The sequence below is a fragment of the Varibaculum prostatecancerukia genome (genome assembly GCF_943169825.2).
Lineage (GTDB): Bacteria > Actinomycetota > Actinomycetes > Actinomycetales > Actinomycetaceae > Varibaculum > Varibaculum prostatecancerukia.
The window spans coordinates 1078256-1103427 of the sequence record NZ_OW968402.1; the positions used below are offsets into that span (position 1 = coordinate 1078256).

Sequence of the window (25172 nt, forward strand, 5' to 3'; positions counted from 1 at the left end):
GCGAAAATTGAAGGCACAAATCGTAAATAACCTAGGGGACGAGTGCGGAGTTTTCGGGGTCTATGGTTCTCCCGATGCCTCTAGCCTGATTTACTACGGTCTGCATGCTTTGCAGCATCGCGGGCAAGAGGGCGCGGGAATAGCGGTCTCCGATGGCGAAACTATTCGAGTCAAGAAAGCTAAAGGACTGGTCACCGAAGTTTTTGACGATCCCATACGTCTCAGTAAGTTGAAAGGTTCTTGCGGTATCGGGCATGTGCGTTACTCGACTTCCGGCAATAATTGGAGCTGTAATCTGCAGCCCTTCGTATTTCATATGCATAACGGGAATATTGCCCTAGCACATAACGGCAACCTGGTGAATTCCCCGGATCTAAAAATTGAGTTAGAACGACAAGGATCTTTATTTAACTCCAACTCGGATTCTGAAGTCTTGATGCACCTGATAATGCGAGAGCAGGGTAGCTTCTATGAACGGCTCTGCGCCGCCTTACAGCGCTTGCGGGGAGGTTTCAGCTACCTGATTATGAATGACGACACCATGTACGGGATTGTGGATCCCCACTGCCTGCGCCCTCTGGTGATCGGAAAAATGAAGACTCGGAATGGCTGGGTGATAGCCAGCGAAACCTGTGCCTTGGATCTAATCGGGGCCGAGTTCTATCGGGATCTACGCGGCGGGGAAATCGCGATCATCAATGAGGACGGGCTAAAAATTGAACGCTACTGCCCGCCGGCCGATACTTGCGTAGCCGCGATGGAATATATTTATTTTGCTCGTCCCGATTCCAATATCCTAGGTAAAAACGTTCATGCGGTGCGCAAACAGTGCGGGATGACTTTAGCGCAGGAACAGCCTACTCCGGGTGCCGATATCGTGATCGGGGTTCCTAACTCCTCACTTTCCGCGGCCTCGGGCTATGCGGAGGCTGCACACCTGCCCTATGAGATGGGTTTGGTAAAGAACCAATACGTGACCCGCACCTTTATCCAGCCGAAACAGTCGCTGCGAGAAAAGGGCGTGCTGATGAAGCTGTCTGCGGTCAAAGGGATTGTGGAAGGTAAATCGGTGGTGATGGTAGATGACTCCATTGTTCGCGGCACCACTTCCCGCAGAATCGTGCAGCTCCTCAAAGATGCTGGTGCCCGCGAGGTACATGTGCGGATCGCTTCACCGGAGTTTATTTTCCCCAGTTTTTATGGGATAGATGTTTCTAATTCTGCAGAACTAATTAGCGCTCATATGGATGTTGAGGAGCTGCAAGTCCATTTAGGGGCTGATTCCCTGGGATATCTATCGATACCCGGGTTGGTGGCATCAGTCGGTCTGGATCTGCCCGGTGCTTACGGCGGTCTTTGTATGGATTCTTTCGCCGGTCACTACCCAGCAGGGCTAGGTAGTTACGAAAAAGAATACCTAGAGACCCAAACCGAGATTCAAAAGAACTTTTCTGTCTAGAACTCTAGTTTTACCTGGTTGATATTTCAGCATTCGCCGCTGCTAAAGGGTGCTTTCGGGGTTCGCTTCTTTAGCTGCGCGAATTTTATCGCGGGCACGATAGGCGGGGATTAATTCGGTTGCGAGCATAGCGGAAACTACTAGGGCGCCCCCGATGACCATTCGCAAAGTCACGTCCTCGCCCCCAAAAAGGACTGCAAAGGCGGCAGCAAATACCGGTTCCATAGTCATTACTACCGCTGCCTTGGTAGGACGAATGTGTCGCTGTGCCCAGGTCTGCATAATCAAGGCTCCAATGGCCGCGAACACTACCGTGTACAGCAACACGGTCCATTGTCTAGCGCCTCGCGGTAATTGCACTCCAAAGGGTAGTGCAGCTGCAAAGCAGAAAACTCCAATGGCGATTAATTGGATGGCTGCCAAGGTTATGGGGTCGTCTTTGGCGGCCCAGCGGGCGGTGAGCACGATGTGGAGGGCAAAAAGAGCTGCTCCTGCCAAAGTTAATAGTTCCCCGAAGCCAATAGAGAGACCGTTTAGACTCAAAACCATTAGCCCCGCCATTGCCACTAGGGCAGCTACCAGGTTCACGGGTTTAATTTTTTCTCTAAAAAGTAGCCATACCAGCAGGGGGGTTATTACTACATATAGTCCGGTAATGAAACCCACTACGGAGGCATCGGCAGTCTCTAAACCCTTGGTTTGTAAGACTTGTGCCGCGGAATACACTGCCCCTAGAGAAAAAGCATGTTGCCAGACTTTTCGGTTTGCTCTTTTTAAGCGAGGAAAAAATATCACTGCCGAAAGCGCACCGGCTATTACGAATCTCACCCCTAGGAAAGATAGCGTAGTCATAGAGGTTAAAAGGTCTTTGATCAGGAAAAAGGTAGACCCCCAAAAAGCGGTGGTTAGTATCAGCGCTAAAACTGCTAAAGACTGCAGATAGTAGCGATTGAGTCCCTTCACTTTTCCCCCTAGATTTTGACCGTCACTCGATTCTAGGAGCCAAAGCGGGACTAAATCTATTTGCAGCGGTGTGTACTCGAGCACCTTGAAATAAGTGACAGGGAGAAAGAAAACACAAAATCTACCACGAGCTGGGTTGTAGGAGCCGGCGAGGCCAGCGGTGTGCTATTCTTCCCTTCAGGAAAACGTTAGGAGCGTGATGGGAACCAGACGGTGCCGGCAACTACCTGAGGTTTCTGTTTCCAATTCCACCCCGCTGCGGCGGGGTATTTTTTTATCAAAAACACTCATGGAAAGGGCAATAATATGCCGGAAGACTATGATTTCCCGCGTTTCGGGGTAGGTCAACACCTGATTTCGGTGGGACAGTTCGATCGTGAAAACCTAGGGGAACTTTTTGATCTCGCAGAGTTCTTACGCCCGATTGCTCAGCGCAAACAAATCTGCACCGTCCTCGATGGGGCAGTGCTGTGCTCCCTGTTCTTCGAGCCCTCCACCCGTACCCGACTCTCTTTTGAATCTGCCTTCCTGCGTCTAGGCGGAGAAGTAGAAACGACTACCGGTTTTACTTTTTCTTCCATGGCGAAAGGAGAATCCATTGCCGATACTTCCCGGGTGGTTTCCGGATTCACAGATGTTTTAGTGGTGCGCCACCCCGATGCTGGTTCGGTAGCAGAGTTTGCCCGCCACTCGGTAGTACCGGTGTTAAACGCGGGAGATGGCTCCGGGGAACACCCCTCCCAAGCGCTCCTAGATGTGTTTACGATGCGCAAGGAGCTGCGTAAACGGGATAAATCCCTGGACGGTTGCACCATTGCGATTATGGGGGATTTGAAATACGGACGTACCGTCCATTCCCTCATGAAACTGATGAGCCTGTACGAGGGAGTAACTTTCCGCTTGTTTTCTCCGCCTTCGCTAGAACTTCCCGACGAAATCGCCGAATATGCGCTTAGTCGCGGCGGTGAGGTGATCTATTGCAATAATCAGATTGAGGCTTTGGAGGGCGCGGATACGGTTTATGCCACTCGGGTGCAGCGTGAACGCATGACTAAGGAAATGGCTAAGTCCACCCAGCTGCAAGGCTGCCTTTTAGATAAAGCCATGTTGGAAGAGGCCGGAGCCAGCGAGATTATTATTTGCCACCCGTTGCCTCGAGATTCACGCCCCAACGCCCTTGACCTCTCGACTGATGTAGACGATTTGCCCGGACTATCGATCTTCAAACAAACCGATAATGGGGTTTTGGTGCGGATGGCGATGTTCCTAACCACTATGGGGGTTGGCAAAGAACTTGTGCAGGCCAAAACTAAACAAAAAATCTGGAAAGTTAGCCCTGAAGGTTAAGCGAAAGCTTTTCTCAGATAACAACCGGAGTTTAGCTTCCGGTTTCTTACCCGCGTAACCTGAAAACATGGCAGGAGTAATCCAGGGGTTAGCGGCGATTTGCGCGGTAGTAGCTATTGGATGGTTGCTGCGGATCCGACACATTATGAACCGCGAGGTGATTGACGCACTCGCGTTGATTGTTTACTGGGTGGCAACTCCCGCGCTGATTTTCCGTACGGTTTCTAGCTCTCCTTTGGCGGGAGCTATCGGAAAACCCCTGGTAGTTGCCGCTAGTTCCGGGTGCACGGTGGCCTTAATATTTGCGGTTTTGGCGTTGATTGCCCGAATGCAGAGAGTTGAACGAGCCGTGGCCACTATGAGCTCTTCGGTAACTAATGCCGCTCATATTGGGATCCCGGTGGCTGCCTACGTTCTGGGTAATACTTCCGCAGTGGCGCCGGTAATCATTTTTCAACTCTGCTTCCTAACTCCTTTTTCTTTTGTGATGATTGACCTGGCGGCCAGTAAGAAAAAGCTTTCGATTGGCTTGGCAACCAAAATGGTTTTCACCAATCCCATGGTGATTGCGGTGATGCTGGCCTTGGCAGTAAATGCTACGCAGATTCCCGTTCCTAGCCTGATTTCATCTTTAGCCGATCTGGTGGGATCAGCCGCACCGGCGATGGTGTTGCTGGCTTTCGGGGCGTCCCTAAAAGATATGCGTCCCAAAGAACTCAATTGGAAAACCGTTAGCCTGGTGGCGGTCTGCAAAGAAGTCCTGCATCCCCTGCTAGCTTGGAGCGTAGGAACGATGCTGGGGCTAAGCGGACACGCACTGCTAGCAGTAACCGTCATGGCGGCTATGCCCTCGGCGCAAAACTGTTTCGTAGCGGCTACTCGCGCGAAAGCTGGTGAGCAGGTTGCCCAAGGGGGCATCATGGTCACCACCGCCCTATTTGTGCCGGCGGTAGTAGTCATAGCGGCGCTTTTAACCTAAAGCTATGCGGATGCCCTACTTTTTAAATAAGGTTTTGCGGGCATAAACCGGTTCCGAAGTTACCTGCAACCCTAGATTTCGAAAAATCTCGGTGTCTACCGAACCCAAAATGGTGGTGGTATGCACTTCACTGCCACGCAAATGCACCAGTTCATCTAGGGCTTTGCGAGCATTTTCATCGGTGTCAGCCGAAACTGATAGCGCAATCAAAACCTCATCAGTATGCAGCCGCGGATTACGTGCCCCGAGATGTTCAACTTTTAAGGTCTGAATTGGTTTGATTGACGAAGGCGCCAGCAGTTGTACCTCGTCGTCAATACCCGCCAAAAACTTCAAAGCATTAAGCAACATGGCAGAACAGCATCCCAACAGGGGAGAAGTCTTACCGGTAATAATCCGCCCATCGCTCAGCTGCATAGCTGCCGCCGGAGCTCCGGTTTCGGCCTCCAGATTTAAAGCAGGTCGTACCACGTAACGATACTCTTTAGTGATCCCCAGTTTTGCCATAGTCATCGCAATCCGGTGCGATTCGATGGGATCGGCATGCGTGGCTTCCTCATTACCCAAGGCGTGATAGTAACGGCGCACCACTTCTTGTTTGGCGGCCTCCTGGCAAACTAAATCATCGCTGATACAAAAGCCCACCATATTAACGCCCATATCGGTGGGCGACTGATAGGGGCAAGAACCTGCCAGTTGCTGCAGCAGGGAGCGTAGTAGCGGGAAAACTTCTACATCCCGGTTATAGTTAACTGCCTGTTTTCCGTAGGCCTGCAGGTGGAAGGGGTCAATCATATTGACATCGTCCAGGTCAGCAGTGGCCGCCTCATAGGCGAGATTCACCGGATGGTCTAGAGGTAGATTCCAAATTGGGAAAGTTTCAAACTTGGCGTAGCCAGCTTTTATACCCCGTTTATATTCGTGGTAAATCTGCGAGAGACAAGTTGCCAGTTTTCCAGATCCTGGTCCCGGAGCAGTTACTACCACCAAGTCACGGGTAGTTTCTACATATTCATTGCGTCCGAAACCGTCCTCAGAAACAATCAGCCCAGTATTGGAGGGGTAACCGGGAATCGGGTAGTGCTGTGCAACTTTTAGTCCTGAACGCTCTAGACGTTCTTTGAATAACTTGGCGTTGTGGTTATCTTCTTCCATCTGGGTCAAAACAATGTTTTCGACTAGGAAGCCGCGTTCGCGAAATACATCAACTAGGCGGAGAACATCTTGCTCATAGGGAATCCCGAGATCGGCGCGAATTTTCTGGCGATTGAGATCTTTGGCGTTAATCGCCACAATGATCTCCATTTCGTCCCGCAGACGTTCCAACATCGAAATTTTGTTATCGGGGGTAAATCCCGGTAGCACCCGAGAGGCATGGAAGTCGTCGAAAAGCTTTCCGCCCATCTCCAGGTACAGCTTGCCGCCTATATGTTTGCGGCGCTCATCAATATGCTCCGATTGCGAAGAAATATACCGCTCTGAATCAAAACCAATACGCATTGCGCCCTTCCTGTCTTACAAGTTAGCGGGGAGCAAGGCGCCCTTACCCATAATAGTGTCTGCAGGCGCCGGGGGTAAACCTAGAAGAGAACAGCGTTTCCTAACTTTTTGCTTTTCAGAGTGCGTTTGAGAAAACTGCTCTATAAAATGTTTGTATGACAAATAACAATAACCCCCAGTTTCCCTCAGAAGATCCTCGAAGCGGCTTTGACCAGGAGAATTCCCCATTTCCCTCCTCAGACTCTCCCGCTAGCTCCTCCTTTAATCAGGGATCCGCTCAGGAGGGATCTTTCCAAGGTGGACAGTCCTACTCGTTGAACGGCGAACCGCCAAATAACTCGTTTGGGGAATCCTGGCAGCAGCCGGCAAGCCCACAGGGTTTTAACCAGTGGGAGGGGGAAGCTAAATCTGCCAAAAAATCTAGACCTGGTTTGGTGGTTGGCATCTTAGCAGCGGTGATCGCACTGTTAGGGGTAGTTTTAGCGATCGGGATTGGGATCGGGATTAACTCTGCTTCCAGGAGTGTCACGAGTACCTCGAGCAGCGTTTCCACTTCAGCATCCAGTGATGAGGGGGAAAGCAAGAGCGATTCCATGCCGAAAGTTGAATATATTGTGACTGCTGACTTTCCGGTAAAAATCAGATTTTCCGATAATCTTGGTAGCCATCAAGAAAAATTTGCCGGTGGCGAGAGCGCCTGGACCAAGAGCTATAACCTCGAGGACGATTTTGCATATTTGCAAGTTTCAGTGACTCCCGAAAAAGATGATTTTGAAAACACGCATATTATGACCTGCGAAATTAAAATTGATGGTAAAACCGTTAAAAAGAGCGACGGTGAGTACTCAGTTTCTTGCGATGAAGACTATGAGGCAGATTAGGCGAAATAAAGATTGCTTGGTAACGGGGCGCGAGGTTCGTCCTCAACGTTCCCCTTCGTCTATTAGACTCGAGATGTGAGTATTAAATTAAGCAGTATTGTGGAGCGTCTGGAGGAAGTTTATCCTCCTGATTTAGCCGAAGATTGGGACCGCGTAGGTTTAATCGTAGGGCGACCGTCTTCCCAGATAGATAAGGTTTTAGTGGCAGTTGATCCGGTGGAGAAGGTACTCGCGGAAGCAATTGAGCACGGAGCGCAGCTGATTGTTACCCACCACCCGCTCTACTTGCGGGGAACTTCTTTTGTGGCAGCTACCGACCCGAAGGGAAGCCTGGTACACCGGTTAATTGAAAATGGGATTGCGCTGTTTAACGCCCACACGAATGCTGATTCTGCTGCCGGCGGGGTAGCCGATTGCCTAGCACGAACAGTGGGGCTCGAAGATACCCGTCCGCTAATTCCGCTTAGCGAAAATACTGGTAGCGGACGGATCGGGCGCTTACCTGTCCCTATGCCTCTAAAAGAATTTGCTAAAAAAGTGGCGCAGAGCCTTCCTGCCTGTCCGGCAGGAATCCTAGTTGGGGGAGATCTAGATGCCCTAGTAAGCACTATCGCGGTTAGCGGAGGTAGCGGGGATTCTTTCTTAGGGGATGCGCGTCACGCGGGCGCGGATGTTTACATTTGTGCGGATTTGCGACATCATCCGGCCTCAGAGCATTTAGAAGGCGGGAAACCTTATCTGATTTGTGCTACTCACTGGGCCAGTGAATGGCCATGGGTGCCGGGGTGCGCGCGCATGCTACAGGAGAGTTTCCCGGAGGAAATTGAAGTAATGATTTCCCGGATTTGCACCGACCCGTGGGCGGCGCGGATTAGCCCGGACAATGAGGATCGCTAAAGGAGATGGTGATGGAAGCACCCTGGAAAGATCAGCTGGCTCTACTGGATTTACAAGAGCTAGATAGTAAAATCGCCAAGTTGCAGTTTCGGTTAAAGAAAATGCCGCAGCTCGCCCAGTTAGCAGAGCTGAAAGAAAAAGACCGGATACTGGACACTAAGAAAACTAAGCTGTCGGCGCTGCAAGCCGATAAGAAGAGGGAAATTACGGGTCTAGAAAATGATTTGGCGGCTATTGAGAACCGCCAAAAAATCCAGCAGGAGCGCTTGGATAATGGACAGGGCTCACCCAAAGAGTTGGTTAATTTGCAAGAAGAAATCCAGCAGATGAAAAACCGCTCTCACGACCTAGAAGAGCAAATGTTAACCGTAATGGACGGGATGGAACAGCTGGAGAGCATCGAGGAAGAAATCGCCCAACGCAAAGCCGAGTATGCCCGGGAAATCACCCGGCTTGAGGGTGAAGTAGGGGCGGAAAACTCCCAGATTAGTGCTCAGCTAGAGCAGCTAGTAAGCGAGCGAGCCCAGAAAGCTGCTGGTTTGGATGCGGACCTTCTAGATCTATATGAACATATTCGCGAGCGAACCGGCGGGGTGGGGGCCGTTAAGGTAGTTGCTGGCCGGCCAGTAGGATACGACTTGTCTTTTTCGGTAGCCGAAACCGCGCACTTGCGGGCAGCTAAACCAGAAGAAGTTATTACCTCCGAAGATGAAGGCTATCTGCTGATCCGCTGCCCGCAGTAGTCGCTATTTTTATTTATTAGACGATGCCTTGTTCCGTCATGGCGTTCGCAACCTTGAGGAAGCTGTTGATATTTGCGCCGACTACGTAGTTGCCAGCCTGCCCATATTCTTCGGCAGTTTGCGCACATTCGTCATGAATGGTGTGCATGATCTTGGTGAGTTCTTTTTCGACCTTTTCAAAGCTCCAAGAGGCACGCGCCGCGTTTTGGCTCATCTCCAAGGCCGAGGTGGCCACCCCGCCGGCGTTGGCCGCTTTACCGGGAGCAAATAGGACTCCGGCATCTTGGAACAGCTCAGTGGCGTTGGGGGTGCAGGGCATATTCGCGCCCTCGGCAACCACTTTGACCCCGCCATCTAGCAGCCGCTTAGCATCTTTAGAGGTCAGTTCATTTTGGGTGGCGCAAGGTAGCGCGACTGTTCCCCCAACTGCCCAGGGCTTGGAACCAGAATGATAGCTGACCCCAGGTTTGCGATCTGCATATTCAGTGAGCCGGCCGCGCTCGACCTCTTTAATTTGCTTGAGTAGCTGGACGTCGATTCCGTCCTCATCAAGTACCCAGCCAGAGGAATCCGAAACAGTCACAACCTTCGCGCCTAGCTGCTCAGCTTTTTCAACCGCATAAATGGCGACGTTACCCGCCCCGGAAATCATGACTCGTTGGCCTTCCATATCGGCACCGCGAGTTTGCAACATTCTTTGAGCAAATAGCACGGTGCCATAGCCGGTAGCTTCCGGGCGTGCTTGCGATCCGCCCCAGGACAGGGATTTGCCGGTTAAGACTCCGGTTTCAAAGCGGTTGGTTAGCCGCTTATACATTCCGAAGAGGTAACCAATTTCGCGCCCGCCAACTCCGATGTCACCAGCGGGAATATCGGTGTATTCGCCGATGTGGCGGTAAAGCTCGGTCATGAATTGCTGACAAAAACGCATCACTTCGGTGTCGGAGCGACCGTGGGGATCAAAGTCCGAGCCCCCCTTGCCACCCCCGATACCTTGACCGGTGAGGGCGTTCTTGAAAATTTGTTCAAAGCCTAAGAACTTCAGAATCGAACGGTTGACGGAGCGGTGGAAACGTAAACCGCCCTTATAGGGGCCAAGCGCAGAATTGAACTCGATGCGGTAACCTCGATTTACTTGGACTTCTCCATTGTCATCTACCCAGGGAACTCGGAAAAGAATCTGGCGTTCTGGCTCCACCAGGCGATCCAAAAGCTTAGTTTCAACGAACTCGGGATGTTTTTCTACCGCCGGTCCAATCGATTCCAGGATTTCCCTAACTGCCTGGTGAAACTCGGGTTCATTGGGGTTACGATCAAGAACCTCGTCGTAAACGGCTTCCACAACACTGCTCATCAGCGGCTCCTTACTTTGTCGGTGAGCCTCGTTCGCCTTTACGGAACGAAGCGCGCTACTCCTTTAGGGTTTCATTTTTCGCCGAAGCTTTACCACCGCTATCCACATTTTGACTAAAGCATTAACTTTTTTGCCTTTCTCACATTTTTTAAAGAGGATAGTAGGACTTAGGGCGCAGATTTTAGCTTCAAAGCTCCTATTGCTTTGAGGTGAACAGTGTCGAGGCGCTTAACCAGCAGTCTTAAGGCAGGTATCCTGGAAAACATGGCTGATCCTGCATCTTACCGGCCAAATCCGGCAGATATTCCTCCCAGTCCCGGGGTCTATCGTTTTCTAGATAAAAACGGCAGGGTTATCTATGTAGGTAAAGCTGTTAACCTACGCAATCGGCTAGCTAACTATTTTCAACCCCTAGATTCTCTGCATCCGCGCACCCGGAAAATGGTGACTACTGGGGCAGCGGTTAAATGGATCACGGTTGATAATGAACTCGAGGCGCTGTCTCTGGAATATTCCTGGATCAAAGAGTTCGCTCCTCGTTTCAACGTGATGTATCGGGATGATAAATCCTATCCCTACCTGGCCTTAACTATGGGGGAAGACTTTCCCCGTATACACATAACCCGGGAACGCCGACGAGCTAACTCGCGTTATTTTGGCCCTTACACCCAAGTCTGGGCGATTCGAGAAACTATGGATTTATTGCGCAAAGTTTTCCCTTTGCGTTCATGTACCAAAGGAGTTTTCAACCGCGCCCAGGCATTGGGGCGTCCCTGCCTAGAGGGATATATCGATAAATGCGCTGCCCCCTGTGTAGGACGGATTTCTATCGAAGATTACCGAAACTTAGCCGAGCAGGTCAGCGCTTTTTTAGACGGAAAAACTGAGCCCTTTACTTCCCACCTTCGACACGAAATGGAGGCGGCTGCCTCTCGCCTGGACTTTGAACAGGCAGCGAAAGTACGAGACCAGTTGCGCGCCCTCGAAAAAGTTAGAGAAAAAAATACGGTAGTACTGGACGAGAGTGTTGACGCGGATGTATATGCCTTCGCCAAAGATGACCTGGAAATGATTGTGCAGGTGTTTTATGTACGTGCCGGCAGAATCCGAGGTGAACGCGGCTGGGTGGTAGACACCCCGGAAGATAGCGATTTGCCGGAAATGCTAGAGAGTTTTTTAGAGCAGATTTACGGTGAATACCGGCAGTTAAATAAAGCGGTAGCTCCCGCCAAAAGCGTAGACGATGTGGAACATACCCCCACCCAAGCGATTCCCTCCGAGATATTGATGCCGATGATGCCGGCGAACGCACCAACCCTGGCTGCCTGGCTAAGTGAGATCCGGGGTAAGAAGGTCCAGATACGGGTGCCCAAACGGGGAGCTAAACACTCGCTGATGAAAACTGTGGCCGAAAATGCTGCGCAAGCTTTGCGACTACATAAAACCAAACGGGTTGGAGATTTAACTCAGCGTTCCGAAGCCTTGCGTGAGCTGCAAGAATATTTAGATTTAGCCGATGCTCCTCTCAGGATAGAAGGTTACGATATTTCCCATACCCAAGGTGCTCACCAGGTGGGATCAATGGTGGTATTCGAGGACGGAGCGCCCCTAAAACGTGCCTACCGCAGCTTTAACATCCAAAGCACCCCCGCGGATTCCGCCGACGATACTAAAGCCATGAATGAAGTGCTTACGCGGCGGTTTGCTAGGTTGCGCCAAGAACAAGAGCAGGCACAAAAAGAGCTAGTGAGCGCAGAAAGCCCCGGGGAACTAAGTTTGCGACGTTTTTCCTATCCTCCGGATTTAATCGTGGTAGACGGGGGAGCCCCCCAGGTGAACGCGGCTCAAAAGGCGTTGGAAGAAGCAGGCGCCAATGTGAGCGTAATTGGATTAGCTAAACGCCTAGAAGAAGTGTGGCTCCCGGGAGCCGATTTCCCAGTTATTTTGCCTCGTACCTCGCCTGCGCTTTATCTTTTGCAGTATTTGCGCGATGAGTCCCATCGCTTTGCGATTACTGCGCATCGGAAAAAACGGGGAAAAACCGTGCGAAAATCATTGTTGGATACGGTTCCGGGTTTAGGGCCAGTGCGACAAAAAGCCTTGTTAAAACACTTTGGCTCCCTAAAGCGTCTCAAGGCGGCCGAGGAGAGTGAAATCGCGGAAGTAACCGGCATCGGAGAGGTAATGGCGAAGCAGATTTTCCAATCCCTCGCCGATAGCCGGTAACTGGGCGCGCTTCGTAGCATACTTAGAGCATGGATGAAGCTCAGCCACACTACGAATCTTCCCCGCCTACTGTGCCCGAGGGAGTGCCCATACTTGATGAAATTGCTCCGCCGCGGGAGGCCAATGTTCCCGAGATGATTATTATTACCGGGATGTCGGGAGCTGGCCGCTCACGAGCCGGAAAGGCCCTAGAGGATCTGGACTGGTACGTGGTCGACAATCTGCCACCTGCCATGTTGTTGCCCTTTGCCGACATGATGACCCCGGAAGGTGAAGGTATTCACCGACTAGCCGCCATAGTAGATGTGCGTAGCGGGGAACTGTTCTCTAAGTTTCAACGTGCCCTGGACGAACTTTCGCGGCGGAATATCCGCTACCAGCTAGTGTTCCTAGATGCCGATGAGCGTGTCCTGGTGCGCCGCTACGAGTCGAATCGCCGTCCTCACCCCTTGCAAGAGGGAGGGCGGATCCTGGATGGAATTCGAGCAGAACGGCGGATATTGGCTCCGATTCGTACTCGCGCCGATGCTTTAATCGACACCACCAATATGAACGTCCATGATCTGAACCGCCATATGCGCGATGTGGTGGCCGGCGAAGGCGATCGTCCCATGAAGCTGACCGTAATGTCCTTCGGATTTAAGAACGGGATCCCCCTAGATGCCGATTGGGTATGCGACGTACGTTTCTTGGCTAACCCTTATTGGGTAAACGAATTGCGCCATCTCACGGGCAAGGACGCGCCAGTCGCTAAATATGTTCTAGAACAGCCGGGAGCTGCGGAATTTGCGGAAAAAATGGTGAACCTGTTGACCCCGATTTTCGACGGTTATCTCACGGAACTAAAACCATTTGTTACTATTGCGGTCGGCTGCACCGGCGGTCAGCATCGTTCGGTAGCCTTAACGGAAAAAATGAGTGAACTCTTCCGCGCCCAAGGATTGCCGGTGCGTACCGTACATAGAGATCTGGGGTTGGAATGAGAACGTTACTAGATTCAGATGGTTGGATGACTCGCGGCTGGACCGGCCCCAATATTGTGGCTCTCGGAGGCGGGCATGGTCTTTCGGCCACTTTGCGCGCTCTCCGGCATATTACGCGGCAACTAACCGCGGTGGTGACCGTAGCTGATGATGGAGGTTCTTCGGGACGTTTGCGGGAAGAACTAGGAGTGCTTCCTCCCGGAGATTTGCGCATGGCGCTAGCAGCGCTATGCGACGACACTGACTGGGGTCTTACCTGGCGTGATGCTATGCAACATCGTTTCAGTTCCGACGGTCCTCTCGATAACCACGCCCTGGGAAATCTTTTAATCGTGACCATGTGGGATTTATTAGGGGACGCGGTTGAAGGTCTAGATTGGGTGGCGAGGCTGCTTAATTGTGAGGGGAAAGTACTCCCGATGTGCGCTGATCCCATGGAGATTGAGGCCGATTTAGTCCTGGATGGCAAAAAACGGACTGTGCATGGGCAGGCAAAGACAGCTAAAGCTCCGGGGAAAGTGGTCGATGTGCGTCTTAGCCCTGCACATCCGCGGGTGTGTCCCCAAACTATCCAGGCTATCCAGGAGGCAGAGGGAATCGTCCTTGGCCCCGGATCCTGGTACACCTCGGTGATTCCCCATCTGTTGGTTCCCGAACTTGCCGAGGCGTTGCAACAGTCTGAGGCCGGGAAAGTAATGGTGATGAATCTTGAGCCCCATACCGATGAAACTGAAGATTTGACGCTATCGGGACACATAGACGCGTTCCGGCATTTCGCGCCCGAGATGAAAATCGATGTGGTGATTGTGGATCCCACTGCGATTGACGATGACGATGAATTAGAACGCGCTGCAGAATCTGTGGGCGCTAAATTGGTAATACGGCAAGTCAGGGCAGGATCCGCCTCGGAGCAACATGATCCCTTGCGGCTAGCAGCCGCCTTGCGGGACGCATTTCAGGGGTATTTATCGGAAGTGGGCGTACCCGAGATCTAGTTAGAATGACGGTTAGAAAGAAACCAAATCACTATTTAGGGCGGAAAGGGAAGCCGAGATGTCTTTGACCTCAGATATTAAAAATGAGCTAGCGGAAAAACCCATAGCTAAGCAGTCTGAGGCGCAAGCGCAAACGGCTAGTATTTTGCGTTTCGCGGGCGGGATTCACCTGATTAACCGCAATATCGTGGTGGAAGCAGAAGTTGACAACGTAAAGGTAATGAAACAGCTGGTCGACAGTCTGGAAAATTTATTTGATGCCCATCCCGATGTGGTGCGGGTAGGGGCCGGCGGGATTCGCGCCGATGACCGTTACGTGGTTCGCATAGTGGAAAATGCCGGAAACCTAGCACGCCTTACCGGTCTAATAGATCGTGCCGGGCGCCCTATCCGCGGTTTGTCTCCGCGGCTGGTTTCGGGCGATCTTGGAGTCGCCAAGGCTACTTGGCGGGGCGCATTTATGGCCCGCGGATCCTTATCGCAGCCGGGACGTTCCGGTTCTTTAGAAGTTACCTGCCCCGGTCCCGAGGCCGCCTTAGCTTTGGTAGGTGCCGCGCGTCGGTTGGGAGTCAGCGCCAAATCTCGCCAGGTACGCGGACAAGACCGGGTAGTGGTGCGTGATGGGGAGCAAATCTCAAAACTACTAACCGCTATGGGAGCATTGCGCGCTCAGGAAATCTGGGAAAAGAATCGGGAAACCAATCAGGTACGGGGATCCGTTAATCGCCTGGCTAATTTCGATGACGCGAACTTGCGACGCAGCGCCCGGGCCGCAGTGGCGGCAGGGGCCCGAGTACGACGTGCCTTTGAAATCCTGGGAGAAGATATCCCAGCGCACCTTTTGCAAGCCGGCCAATTGCGCTTGCAGCATAAGGAAGCATCCTTGGAAGAATTGGGGCAAAAGGCGGATCCGCCGCTGACTAAAGATGCGGTAGCCGGTCGGATCCGGCGGCTGCTAGCGATGGCAGACAAGGCTGCACATGAGCAGGGAATACCCTCCACCCAGGATGCGGTGGACGCAGAAGATGCACAATAATCAATGGTAAAAGTCACTATTACAGCCTCCACTGCCCAAAATCTGGGTAAATAACGACAATAGACCTAAGCGGAAGGGCGTCACCCCGTGTAAAGTAGAGGTTAAGAGGGCGGCTCAAGATGATCGCCCCCAAGATTGAGGCTGCTGGTTCTTACCGGTTGGCCAAGAATCTTGACCTAGTAAGTAGACTCCGCTGGTTAAACCAGCAGTTCAGGAGGATAATAGTGACCATCCGCGTAGGAATCAATGGCTTTGGCCGTATCGGCCGTAACTTTTTCCGGGCTATTCGGGCTCAGGGCGCCGATATCGAGGTTGTGGCCGTTAACGACCTAACCGACAATAAGACTCTAGCTCACCTGCTAAAGTACGATTCGATCCTGGGGCGTCTCGATGCCGAGGTAACCTTCGATGAAAAGTCGATTACCGTAGGCGACCACAAGATTGTAACTTTCGAAGAGCGCGATCCCGCGAACTTGCCCTGGAGCGAAGTGGGAGCAGATATCGTAATTGAATCCACTGGCTTCTTCACCGATGCCACCAAGGCAAAGGCACACCTGGAAGGGGGAGCGAAGAAGGTTATTATTTCAGCTCCCGGCAAGAACGTTGATGCTACTTTCGTAATGGGCGTAAACCACACCGATTACGATCCCGAGAAGCACAACATTGTTTCTAATGCTTCTTGCACCACCAACTGCCTGGCTCCCATGGCAAAAGTGCTAAATGACAACTTCGGGATTGAGCGTGGCCTGATGACCACGATTCACGCCTACACCGGCGATCAGCGTCTGCACGATGCTCCGCACAAGGATCTGCGTCGCGCCCGCGCTGCTGCGCTAAACATTGTGCCCACCACCACCGGTGCTGCCAAGGCAGTATCGCTGGTGCTACCGGAACTGAAAGGCAAGCTGGACGGCTACGCCCTACGGGTACCGGTACCTACCGGCTCGGTTACTGACCTGACCTTCACCCCCTCCAAGCCCTGCACCGCCGAAGAAATCAACGCGGCGATGAAGAAAGCTGCTGAGGGTGAGCTCAAAGGGGTGCTGGCGTACTCCAATGACGAGCCGCTAGTATCCACCGATATTGTGACCGATCCGCACACCTCGATCTTCGATTCCGCTTTAACCAAGGTTATCGATGGCCAGGTGAAAGTGGTTTCTTGGTACGACAATGAATGGGGCTACTCCAACTCCTTGGTCAACCTGACCAAACTGGTAGGAGAAAAGCTCTAAACTAATGCGACGTAATGCATAAGGTATGCCCGCCTGCCTGTTCCAGGCAGGCGGGCATAATCTTCTTATCCACTCACTTCATGCCCTACGTGGCAGAAAGGTAAAGCAAATAATGGCTCTAAGAGGTATTGAGTCTTTAGGAGACTTAGCCGGACGTAAAGTTCTGGTGCGCTCCGACTTTAACGTACCGTTGAAAGACGGTAAAATCACTGATGACGGGCGTATTCGTGCCGCATTGCCTACGTTAAAGGCATTGGTAGATGCCGGGGCGAAAGTAGTGGTAATGGCGCACCTAGGTCGCCCTAAGGGACAGGTTAACCCGGAGTTTTCTTTGGCCCCGGTTGCCAAGCGACTAGGCGAACTGCTGGGGCAGGACGTAGTCCTGGCGAAAGATACGGTAGGCGAGGATGCCAAAGCACAGGCAGCCGCGCTTAAAGATGGACAGGTATTACTGCTCGAAAATGTGCGTTTTGACCCCCGCGAAAACTCCAAAGATGATGCCGAGCGCGAGGATCTAGCTAAAGAATATTCTCAATTGGCTGATTGCTTTGTCTCTGATGGTTTTGGGGTAGTGCACCGCAAACAAGCTTCGGTTTATGACATTGCTAAGCTCTTGCCTTCCGCGGCGGGGTACCTGGTGGAAAAAGAAATCGAGTCTTTACGCCGGGCAACTGACAACCCTGAGCGTCCCTATGGCGTTATCCTGGGTGGCTCTAAGGTTTCGGACAAGTTGGGCGTTATTGCCAACCTGTTGGAAAAGGCTGACTTCTTAGCTATAGGTGGCGGCATGGCCTACACCTTCCTGGCCGCTAAAGGCTACGAAGTAGGTAACTCGCTACTGGAAACCGACCAGATAGAAACGGTTAAAGGCTATATGCAAAAAGCTGAAGACCGCGGGGTCGATCTGTTACTTCCGGTTGACACCTTGGTCGCCCCGGAGTTTGCGGCAGACGCGCCCGCCACTCTGGTGGATTGCGACAATATGCCCACCGGTCAAATGGGTCTCGATATCGGCCCGAAGACCGCCCAGTTGTTTGCGGATAAGATTAAAGCCGCTAAAACGGTAGCCTGGAACGGCCCCATGGGGGTGTTCGAATTTGCGGCCTTTAGCGAAGGTACCAAAGCGGTAGCGCAAGCACTTGCCGACTCAGAATGCTTTAGCGTGATTGGCGGGGGAGATTCCGCCGCTGCGGTGCGCACCTTGGGATTTGATGAAACTAAGTTCAGCCATATTTCCACTGGTGGCGGAGCTTCTTTGGAACTATTAGAAGGTAAAACCCTACCGGGTATTGCCGTATTGGAGGATTAAATAATGACTCGTACCCCATTGCTAGCTGGCAACTGGAAAATGAATATGAACCATTTGGAGGCAACTCGTTTGGTTCAAGAACTGGCTCTAGATCTGCAAGATCACCGCTTCGACTATCGCAATGATGTGGTAGTAATTCCGCCTTTCACCGATATTCGTTCGGTGCAGACCGTGGTGGAATCAGACAACCTGAAGATCACCTACGGTGCGCAAGATGTGTCTGTGCATGAATCCGGCGCATACACCGGTGAAATTTCGGCCTCGATGCTAACCAAGCTGGGATGCTCTTGGGTGGTAGTCGGACACTCTGAACGGCGTGAATACCACAACGAGAGTGACGAACTGGTGGGGCAAAAAGCTGCGGTCGCTTTAGAGGCCGGGATGACCCCGATTATCTGCTGCGGTGAAGGTCTGGAAGTACGGAAAGCCGGCCAGCATGTAACCCACGTAGTAAAACAGATTGAAGGTGCTTACCAAGATATTTCCGCCGATGATGCGGTTAATACCGTGGTTGCCTACGAACCGATCTGGGCGATTGGTACTGGTGAAACCGCCACTCCGGAGGACGCTGAGGAAGTTTGTGGAGCGATTCGGGAGAAACTGGCTGAGCTATATTCAGCTGACGTGGCCGAGTCGATTCGGGTACTCTACGGTGGTTCGGTGAAATCAGCAAACGTAGCCGAGATTATGGCCAAACCGAATGTGGACGGTGCCCTGGTAGGGGGAGCCTCCTTGAAGGCTGAAGAGTTCTCTAAGATTGCTCGTTTTGACGACTAGAAGATTTTTTAGGTAGAAATTAACCGCCTCTGAGCGGTGAAGTTGCTAACGTATTGGCGGCGGGTCGAATATGACCTGCCGCCAATACGCTATAGTTAGGGCTGTTCATATATTTTTGGGAGAAGACTTTAGTGCAAACCGTAATCGAGATTATCGCGCAAGTAGTGCTGGTGCTATCCAGTTTGTTTCTGATTCTCACCATTTTGATGCATAAAGGATCAGGTGGAGGTTTATCCGATATGTTCGGAGGAGGGCTCACTTCTAGTGCTGGCTCTTCCGGAGTCGCCATGCGTAACCTTAACCGCATCACTATTGTGACCGCCATTATTTGGCTAATTAGCGTCATTGTTCTGGGGCTTTTGCCTCGAATATTTTCATAAATTCTAACCGGATAAAACGATTTCCAGATAAAGGTGTTCCCCATGACCCGTGAAAATGAAACCAGTTCTTCTCACCGCCGGCGCTCTAAATTTTCTTGGAAGAAAGTTCTAGCAGCTTTAGGTGCCTTTACCCTGATCGCATTGATTGCGGTGGGGGGAGTCTTCGGATACTCCATGTATCAAGCGGGCAAAGTTAATCAGCCCCAAGCCACCGCTACTGCGAAAGCGCCGGTAAAGAAGACTGCGACCCCCGCTCCTAAAAAAGAGGTGCAAATAACCCTAGCCGCCACTGGGGACGTGCTATCCCACGAACCGGTAGTGGCCAGCAGCTGGAAAGAGGGTACTACCCGCTACACCAGGGAAGTAGAAAAGATCCGTCCTTGGATAGCGGGGGCAGATATTGCCCTGTGCCACCAGGAAATCCCCTTTGGAAAATCTGATCAAGATTCTCGCGGATATCCCGTATTTAAGGCGCCCTTGAGTTGGGCGCAAGATTCCAAAGATTTTGGATATGACGGCTGTTCCACCGCCTCTAATCACACTTTTGATCAGGGATCCGAAGGCATTGCGCATACCATCGACACCATGCGTAATGCCGGCTTGGGGGTAACCGGTTCTGCCAAAAGCGCAGATGAAAAACGTTACCAAATGTATGAGATCACCAAAGAGGGGCGTTCCTTCAAACTTGCCCATATTTCTGCTGCCTATGGCCTAAATCAAGGTACTCCGGCGGAATATGTGAATAATCCTTGGTTAGTTAATGTAACTAGCGACGGAAAAATAATCGTAGATATCGCGCGGCAGGCACGGGCTGATGGTGCCGATTTCGTGGTAGCTTCTGTGCATTCTGGCGCTGAATACAACTCACCACCTTCACCGGAGCAGGATCTAATCTCTAAAACGCTTGCTGACTCAGGGCAAGTGGACCTTTACATTGGGCACCATGTACACGTTCCCCAGCCGATCAGGAAATTGCCCGGCGGGGTAGATGGGAAAGGGCTTTGGGTTTACTACGGGATAGGGAACTTGCTTTCGGCAATGCATGCATCGCAAGGTATTGGCACTCAGGTGGGACAGATTGCCTTCCCCACGATTACCTTGCCTGCCAAGGGACATCCCTATGTTTCCGCTGCCGGTTGGGTACCTCTAGTCATGGATCGCTCAACCCTGCAAGTAGTTCCGGGATACCTCTACGAAAGTTCCGAGGGCGCGGGCACTTCGCTCAGCACTCAGACCGCCGCGAGTTACCTGGCGCATCTGCGGGAAGTCACTGAAGGCCAAGCTACTGAGCTGAAAGATCCACCAACCGCTGATTCAACTACTAAAGTGCAGCCTTTAAATAGTTAATTTTTCTTAGCTGTTTAGAGGAAATGACTGTGTTTTTTTAGTTGCGCCAAATCAGAGGTGGGTACGCTAGCTCACATCCATGGGTTATCATTTCCTGAAAGTCGCGCAGTGCCCTAAGATTATCAGCGTTGCAATTTATTCGAACAGGTGAATCCTGCCGTAAACAGGTGGGACACCGCAGACAAGCCGCGGGAGCGTATTTGTGAAAACAGACGTGGAAAAACTGGAAGAAACCAGGGCTAAACTAACCGTCCAGGTACCTTATGAAGATCTCAAACCGGAAATCGACAAGGTATATAAGCAACTAGGGAAGCAGGTTTCAATTCCTGGCTTCCGTCCCGGTCACGTTCCGAACCAAATAATTGATCAGCGGATTGGACGCGGCTATGTACTGGAACAGGCCATCAACGAGCGTTTAGGGGACTTCTATGGCCGCGCTTTAAACGAAGCGAAAGTGACCCCCCTGGGGCAGCCAGAAGTCGAGGTCGTAGAAACTCCCGCAGTTGAGGGCAAACCCGGCGGTGACCTCAAGTTCACCGCAGAGGTAGATATCGTTCCTGATTTCGAGCTACCGTCCCTCGAGGACGTGTCCCTAGAGGTATCGAAGCTGGAAGTAAGCGATGAGGACGTAGAAAAGGAACTAGACCAGCTACGTGATCGTTTCGCCTCCCTAAAGACTGTAGAGCGTGCAGCTCAAGACGGTGACTTCACTTCCATCGATATGGTTGCCAAGATTGGGGATGAGGAAGTTGACTCCGTTTCCGGAGTTTCCTACCAGATTGGTTCCCAGTCGATGCTCGAAGGCATGGATGAAGCACTAAGTGGCATGCAGGCCGAGGAAACCACCGAATTCAAATCCACTTTGAAGGGTGGAGAGCACGAGGGTGAAGAAGCCGATGTTACTCTCACTTTGCACAAGGTAAAAGAGCGGGAACTGCCCGAGGCTGATGATGATTTCGCTCAGATGGCGTCGGAATTCGACACTATTGGGGAATTGCGCACCGATTTGCGTGGCAATGTAGAGAAGATGCGGCGCCAGCAGCAGGCTTTGGAAGCTCGCGAGAAACTCCAAGACTACCTGGTAGAAAACACTGATTTCCCGCTTCCGCAGAAGTTTATCGATAGCGAGGTTGATCGCCTTGCTGAGGGACAAGAAGACGCTGACCGCGAGGAACTGACTGAGTCAGTTAAGAAACAGGCCAAGCAACAGATTGTGGTTGATCGCATCGCTAATGAACGCGAGGTGGAGATTGACCCCAATGAGCTCTACCAGTCCATCTTCGAGATTGCGCAGATGTACGGGGTTGATCCTATGCAGATGTTGCAGGATCAGAACCAGGTAGCCGCGATGGGGCAAGATTTGCGCCGTAACCGCGCCTTGGTATCGGCTCTACGGGAAGTAACCGTCAAGGACGAGGACGGCACCGAGATTGACCTTTCAGAGTTCACCAAGGATCCGGCAGAGGCGCGGGCAGAGCAGGCGGCAGCTGCCGCCGCTGAGGCTGCCGAAGGCGATAGTGATGCCGAGGCTAGCGAAGAGGAAAACTAGCCGCTAGAGGTATCAGTAATTCTTAAAGCCAGTGGGGCGGACAGTGAGAGCTTTCCGCCCCACCAGCATTTACCCCTAGCTAAACGCTTTTCAGGGGTGTATACCCCCAGGTTTCATGCGCTGAAAGCGTAAAAGGGCATGGCAGAGAAGAAAACCGTCTCCAAAGACGGTAGTTTGATAGAGAACCATTTTTAAGTCCCACAGATAAGGAACAACCGTGCAAACTGCGGCAGTAAAAAATGAGGGAGATCAGCTTAGCTCCCTAGCTTTAGGTGACCATGTTTTCAATAAGCTGTTAAAAGAACGGATTATTTGGCTGGGGTCAGAAGTGGCCGAGGATAACGCCAACCAGATTTGTGCCCAGATGATGTTGCTAGCGGCGCAGGATCCGGAAAAGCCGATTTTTCTCTACATCAACTCTCCGGGCGGGTCGGTAACTGCCGGTATGGCCATTTACGACACCATGCAATATATTCAGCCAGAAGTAGTAACCGTGGCTTTGGGCATGGCAGCTTCTATGGGACAGCTGCTGCTCACTGCTGGCACTCCCGGTAAACGCTATGCGACCCCGCATGCCCGGATTTTGATGCACCAACCCTCGGGGGGCGTAGGCGGCACCGCCTCGGATATTCGCATTAACGCTAACTTGATTTTGCAGATGAAACAGGAACTGGCCGAGATAAATGCCCAACGCACCGGGAAATCGGTGGAAAAGATCCGGGAAGATTCGGAACGTGACCACTGGTTCACTGCTCAAGAGGCCCTGGAATACGGATTCATTGACCACGTAATTGAGTCGGCTCGTAACCTCGGCGCTGATGGAAAGGAACTCTAGTAACCATGGCTTTTTCACCTTTATATCCAGCGGGAGCTCCGCGTCTGGCTGCAAATATGCCGATTGACCGCTACGTGCTCCCCGAGTTCGAGGAACGTACCTCCTACGGTTTCAAACGCCAAAACCCCTACACCAAACTCTTTGATGAGCGGATTATTTTCTTGGGGGTGCAGGTAGATGATTCCTCAGCCGATGATGTGATGGCACAGCTTTTAGTATTGGAATCTCAAGATCCGGATTCCCTCATCACCATGTACATTAACTCTCCAGGTGGTTCCTTTACCGCGATGACCGCGATCTACGACACTATGCAGTACGTAAAGCCGCAGATTCAGACAGTTTGCCTGGGTCAAGCAGCTTCCGCAGCAGCAGTGCTACTTGCCGGAGGTTCTGCCGGCAGCCGTTTGGCTCTACCGAACGCACGGATCGTTATTCACCAGCCCTCGATGCAGGGCTCTCAGGGGCAAGCCACCGATATTGAGATTATTGCGGAAGAAATCGATCGGATGCGTACTTGGTTAGAGGAAACTATCGCGAAGCATTCTGGGCAGACCCCTGAGCAGGTACGCAAAGATATCGAACGCGATAAGATCCTGACTGCTCCTGCCGCCAAAGAGTACGGCCTGATTGACCAGGTTTTGGAGTCCCGCAAAAGCCCGTCAAAACCATAGGATCAGCTAGCTAGCGTGTTGCCGCAAGCTAGCTGCAAAAATACCTTTAGGCTAAGAGGTGCAGGTCTGATTTAGGAGGAAACGGGTGGAGGAAGAGGCCGAGCTGCTCAAGTGCTCGTTTTGCGGTAAGACCCAACGGCAGGTGCGCAAACTTATTGCCGGGCCAGCAGTCTATATCTGTAATGAGTGCGTTGATCTTTGTAACGAGATCATGGAAGAGGATACCGCCAAGCATTCGGGCGAGAAATCTAAGCCCCTGCCTAAACCTAAAGAAATCTATAGCTTCCTTAATAGCTATGTAATTGGTCAGGATCACGCAAAACGGGCTCTTTCAGTCGCAGTCTATAACCATTACAAACGGGTGCAGGCCAAAGAGCGCGGACAGAATATCGATATGTCCTTGACGAAATCGAATATCTTGTTGCTAGGTCCCACCGGTTGCGGCAAAACGCATTTAGCGCGTTCCTTAGCGAAATTGTTGAATGTGCCGTTTGCGATTGTGGATGCTACTGCCTTAACTGAGGCTGGATACGTGGGCGAGGACGTGGAAAACATCCTGCTCAAATTGATTAATGCTGCCGATGGAGATATTAAACGCGCAGAGCGCGGCATTATCTATATTGACGAGATCGATAAAATCTCCCGCAAAGCGGAGAACGCCTCTATTACCCGGGACGTATCAGGGGAGGGCGTGCAGCAGGCACTGCTAAAAATTATTGAAGGCACGGTAGCCTCGGTACCTCCGCAGGGGGGACGTAAACACCCGCACCAACAGTATCTAGAGATCGACACTAATTCGATTTTATTTATCGCGGCGGGTGCTTTTGCCGGGATTGATGAGATTGTTAAGTCTCGGTTGGGGCGGCATTCCACCGGGTTCGGATCTTCTTTGAAATCTACAGCCGAACACGGTGACCTTTATGAACAGGTCACTGCGGATGATCTGCATCGCTTTGGCCTGATCCCCGAATTTATTGGGCGCTTGCCAGTCTTGACTTCGGTGAAGGAACTTACTGAATCTGACCTAGTGCGGGTATTGGTAGAGCCGGAGAACTCTCTGGTTGCTCAATATGCTTCCCTGTTTGAGCTAGATGGGATAGACCTGCATTTTACCGATGGAGCGATCCGGGCGATTGCCCGCATGGCACAAGAACGAGGTACCGGAGCCCGGGCTCTTTCTTCCATTATGGAGGCAGTGCTAAAAGAAACCATGTTCGAAGTGCCCTCACAGCCCGATGTCCGTTCGGTTACTATCACGGAGGAAGTCGTGAACCAGGGAGCAAAACCTACTCTCCTGGAGTCGGTTTCCTGCTCTAAGACCGCTTAGCTTGGACAGTTCTCGCTCTCGTCCTCGCCCTCGTTTATCCTTAGTCTATGAGCAGTGAACAGGGTAAACCGGCCGGTAATGTGATTCCCCCAGAGTTATTGCAGGCACGCGCCACAATCGATAATATCGATGCCGCTTTAATTCATATCTTGGCGGAACGTTTTAAATGTACCCAAAAGGTGGGGTATCTTAAGGCACGGCTGGGACTTAACCCTGAAGATAAGGGCAGGGAAAAACAGCAAGTGGCACGACTACGAACGCTAGCTGAGGAGGCCGGCCTGGATCCGGTTTTTGCGGAAAAATTCTTGAACTTTATCGTAGAGGAAGTTATCCGCCACCATATCGATATAGCTGAACAGCAGGGGAACTAGCCGCGCAACCA

23 protein-coding genes are annotated in these 25172 nt (G+C 51.8%); 20 read left to right on the forward strand and 3 right to left on the reverse strand.

The features are described from left to right. Nucleotides 1–7 precede the first annotated feature (7 nt). Nucleotides 8–1459, forward strand: coding sequence for an amidophosphoribosyltransferase (gene purF, locus KO216_RS04630; RefSeq protein ID WP_215523121.1), 1452 nt, complete (start codon nucleotides 8–10; stop codon nucleotides 1457–1459). A gap of 42 nt (nucleotides 1460–1501) precedes the next feature. Here purF and KO216_RS04635 read toward each other — a convergent pair whose 3' ends face one another. Next, nucleotides 1502–2422 carry a DMT family transporter gene (locus KO216_RS04635; RefSeq protein ID WP_251451858.1) on the reverse strand — a complete coding sequence of 307 codons (921 nt, stop codon included), beginning with the start codon at nucleotides 2420–2422 and terminating at the stop codon, nucleotides 1502–1504. 306 nt (nucleotides 2423–2728) lie between these two features. Between KO216_RS04635 and pyrB the strand changes: the two genes are divergently transcribed. Beyond that, nucleotides 2729–3769, forward strand: coding sequence for an aspartate carbamoyltransferase (pyrB, locus tag KO216_RS04640; RefSeq protein WP_215523122.1), 1041 nt, complete (start codon nucleotides 2729–2731; stop codon nucleotides 3767–3769). 67 nt (nucleotides 3770–3836) lie between these two features. Continuing rightward, complete coding sequence (locus tag KO216_RS04645) at nucleotides 3837–4748, forward strand: AEC family transporter (protein WP_215523123.1); 912 nt, start codon at nucleotides 3837–3839, stop codon at nucleotides 4746–4748. A gap of 15 nt (nucleotides 4749–4763) precedes the next feature. Here the strand turns inward: KO216_RS04645 and KO216_RS04650 are convergent, their stop codons facing one another. Beyond that, complete coding sequence (locus KO216_RS04650; RefSeq protein ID WP_215523124.1) at nucleotides 4764–6248, reverse strand: DUF1846 domain-containing protein; 1485 nt, start codon at nucleotides 6246–6248, stop codon at nucleotides 4764–4766. 155 nt (nucleotides 6249–6403) lie between these two features. Here KO216_RS04650 and KO216_RS04655 point away from each other — a divergent pair, with 155 nt between their 5' ends. From KO216_RS04655 to KO216_RS04665, 3 genes are all read left to right on the forward strand, one after another. Next, the gene (locus tag KO216_RS04655; protein ID WP_215523125.1) at nucleotides 6404–7129 is read left to right on the forward strand and encodes an Rv2576c family protein; all 726 of its coding nucleotides are present in this window, start codon (nucleotides 6404–6406) and stop codon (nucleotides 7127–7129) included. A 75-nt stretch (nucleotides 7130–7204) separates the two neighbouring features. After that, complete coding sequence (locus tag KO216_RS04660; protein ID WP_309547351.1) at nucleotides 7205–8026, forward strand: Nif3-like dinuclear metal center hexameric protein; 822 nt, start codon at nucleotides 7205–7207, stop codon at nucleotides 8024–8026. 11 nt (nucleotides 8027–8037) lie between these two features. After that, nucleotides 8038–8769 carry a zinc ribbon domain-containing protein gene (locus tag KO216_RS04665; RefSeq protein ID WP_215523126.1) on the forward strand — a complete coding sequence of 244 codons (732 nt, stop codon included), beginning with the start codon at nucleotides 8038–8040 and terminating at the stop codon, nucleotides 8767–8769. A 16-nt stretch (nucleotides 8770–8785) separates the two neighbouring features. On the opposite strand, the gene gdhA is transcribed toward KO216_RS04665, so the two are convergent. Continuing rightward, entirely contained in the window at nucleotides 8786–10123 is a 1338-nt protein-coding gene (gdhA, locus tag KO216_RS04670; RefSeq protein WP_215523127.1) for an NADP-specific glutamate dehydrogenase, read from the reverse strand. Between the two features lie 264 nt (nucleotides 10124–10387). Here gdhA and uvrC point away from each other — a divergent pair, with 264 nt between their 5' ends. The 14 genes from uvrC (at nucleotide 10388) to KO216_RS04740 (ending at nucleotide 25161) form a co-directional block, all read left to right on the forward strand. Next, entirely contained in the window at nucleotides 10388–12349 is a 1962-nt protein-coding gene (uvrC, locus tag KO216_RS04675; RefSeq protein ID WP_215523128.1) for an excinuclease ABC subunit UvrC, read from the forward strand. 29 nt (nucleotides 12350–12378) lie between these two features. Continuing rightward, a complete protein-coding gene (rapZ, locus tag KO216_RS04680; RefSeq protein WP_215523129.1) occupies nucleotides 12379–13332 on the forward strand; it encodes an RNase adapter RapZ in 954 nt (317 codons plus the stop codon). Then, a complete protein-coding gene (locus tag KO216_RS04685; protein ID WP_215523130.1) occupies nucleotides 13329–14327 on the forward strand; it encodes a gluconeogenesis factor YvcK family protein in 999 nt (332 codons plus the stop codon). Before rapZ ends, KO216_RS04685 begins: the two co-directional genes overlap by 4 nt. Before the next feature lie 58 nt (nucleotides 14328–14385). Next, nucleotides 14386–15363, forward strand: coding sequence for a DNA-binding protein WhiA (whiA, locus tag KO216_RS04690; protein ID WP_215523131.1), 978 nt, complete (start codon nucleotides 14386–14388; stop codon nucleotides 15361–15363). 224 nt (nucleotides 15364–15587) lie between these two features. Continuing rightward, nucleotides 15588–16595, forward strand: coding sequence for a type I glyceraldehyde-3-phosphate dehydrogenase (gap, locus tag KO216_RS04695; protein WP_215523132.1), 1008 nt, complete (start codon nucleotides 15588–15590; stop codon nucleotides 16593–16595). Nucleotides 16596–16707: 112 nt separating this feature from the next. Continuing rightward, nucleotides 16708–17904, forward strand: a complete 1197-nt coding sequence (locus tag KO216_RS04700) for a phosphoglycerate kinase (RefSeq protein ID WP_215523133.1) — start codon at nucleotides 16708–16710, stop codon at nucleotides 17902–17904. Nucleotides 17905–17907: 3 nt separating this feature from the next. After that, entirely contained in the window at nucleotides 17908–18681 is a 774-nt protein-coding gene (gene tpiA / locus KO216_RS04705; protein WP_215523134.1) for a triose-phosphate isomerase, read from the forward strand. A 131-nt stretch (nucleotides 18682–18812) separates the two neighbouring features. After that, nucleotides 18813–19061, forward strand: a complete 249-nt coding sequence (gene secG / locus KO216_RS04710; protein WP_215523135.1) for a preprotein translocase subunit SecG — start codon at nucleotides 18813–18815, stop codon at nucleotides 19059–19061. A 42-nt stretch (nucleotides 19062–19103) separates the two neighbouring features. Then, complete coding sequence (locus tag KO216_RS04715) at nucleotides 19104–20408, forward strand: CapA family protein (protein WP_215523136.1); 1305 nt, start codon at nucleotides 19104–19106, stop codon at nucleotides 20406–20408. Nucleotides 20409–20610: 202 nt separating this feature from the next. Continuing rightward, nucleotides 20611–21957 carry a trigger factor gene (tig, locus tag KO216_RS04720; RefSeq protein WP_215523137.1) on the forward strand — a complete coding sequence of 449 codons (1347 nt, stop codon included), beginning with the start codon at nucleotides 20611–20613 and terminating at the stop codon, nucleotides 21955–21957. 217 nt (nucleotides 21958–22174) lie between these two features. Continuing rightward, nucleotides 22175–22792 carry an ATP-dependent Clp protease proteolytic subunit gene (locus KO216_RS04725; protein WP_215523138.1) on the forward strand — a complete coding sequence of 206 codons (618 nt, stop codon included), beginning with the start codon at nucleotides 22175–22177 and terminating at the stop codon, nucleotides 22790–22792. A 5-nt stretch (nucleotides 22793–22797) separates the two neighbouring features. Continuing rightward, nucleotides 22798–23463, forward strand: coding sequence for an ATP-dependent Clp protease proteolytic subunit (locus KO216_RS04730; protein ID WP_374047504.1), 666 nt, complete (start codon nucleotides 22798–22800; stop codon nucleotides 23461–23463). A gap of 85 nt (nucleotides 23464–23548) precedes the next feature. After that, on the forward strand, nucleotides 23549–24790 hold the full coding sequence (clpX, locus tag KO216_RS04735) for an ATP-dependent Clp protease ATP-binding subunit ClpX (RefSeq protein WP_215523139.1): 1242 nt from the start codon (nucleotides 23549–23551) through the stop codon (nucleotides 24788–24790). 47 nt (nucleotides 24791–24837) lie between these two features. Then, nucleotides 24838–25161 (forward strand): chorismate mutase, encoded by a 324-nt coding sequence (locus KO216_RS04740; protein ID WP_215523140.1) that lies wholly within the window; start codon nucleotides 24838–24840, stop codon nucleotides 25159–25161. The last annotated feature ends 11 nt before the right edge of the window (nucleotides 25162–25172 follow it).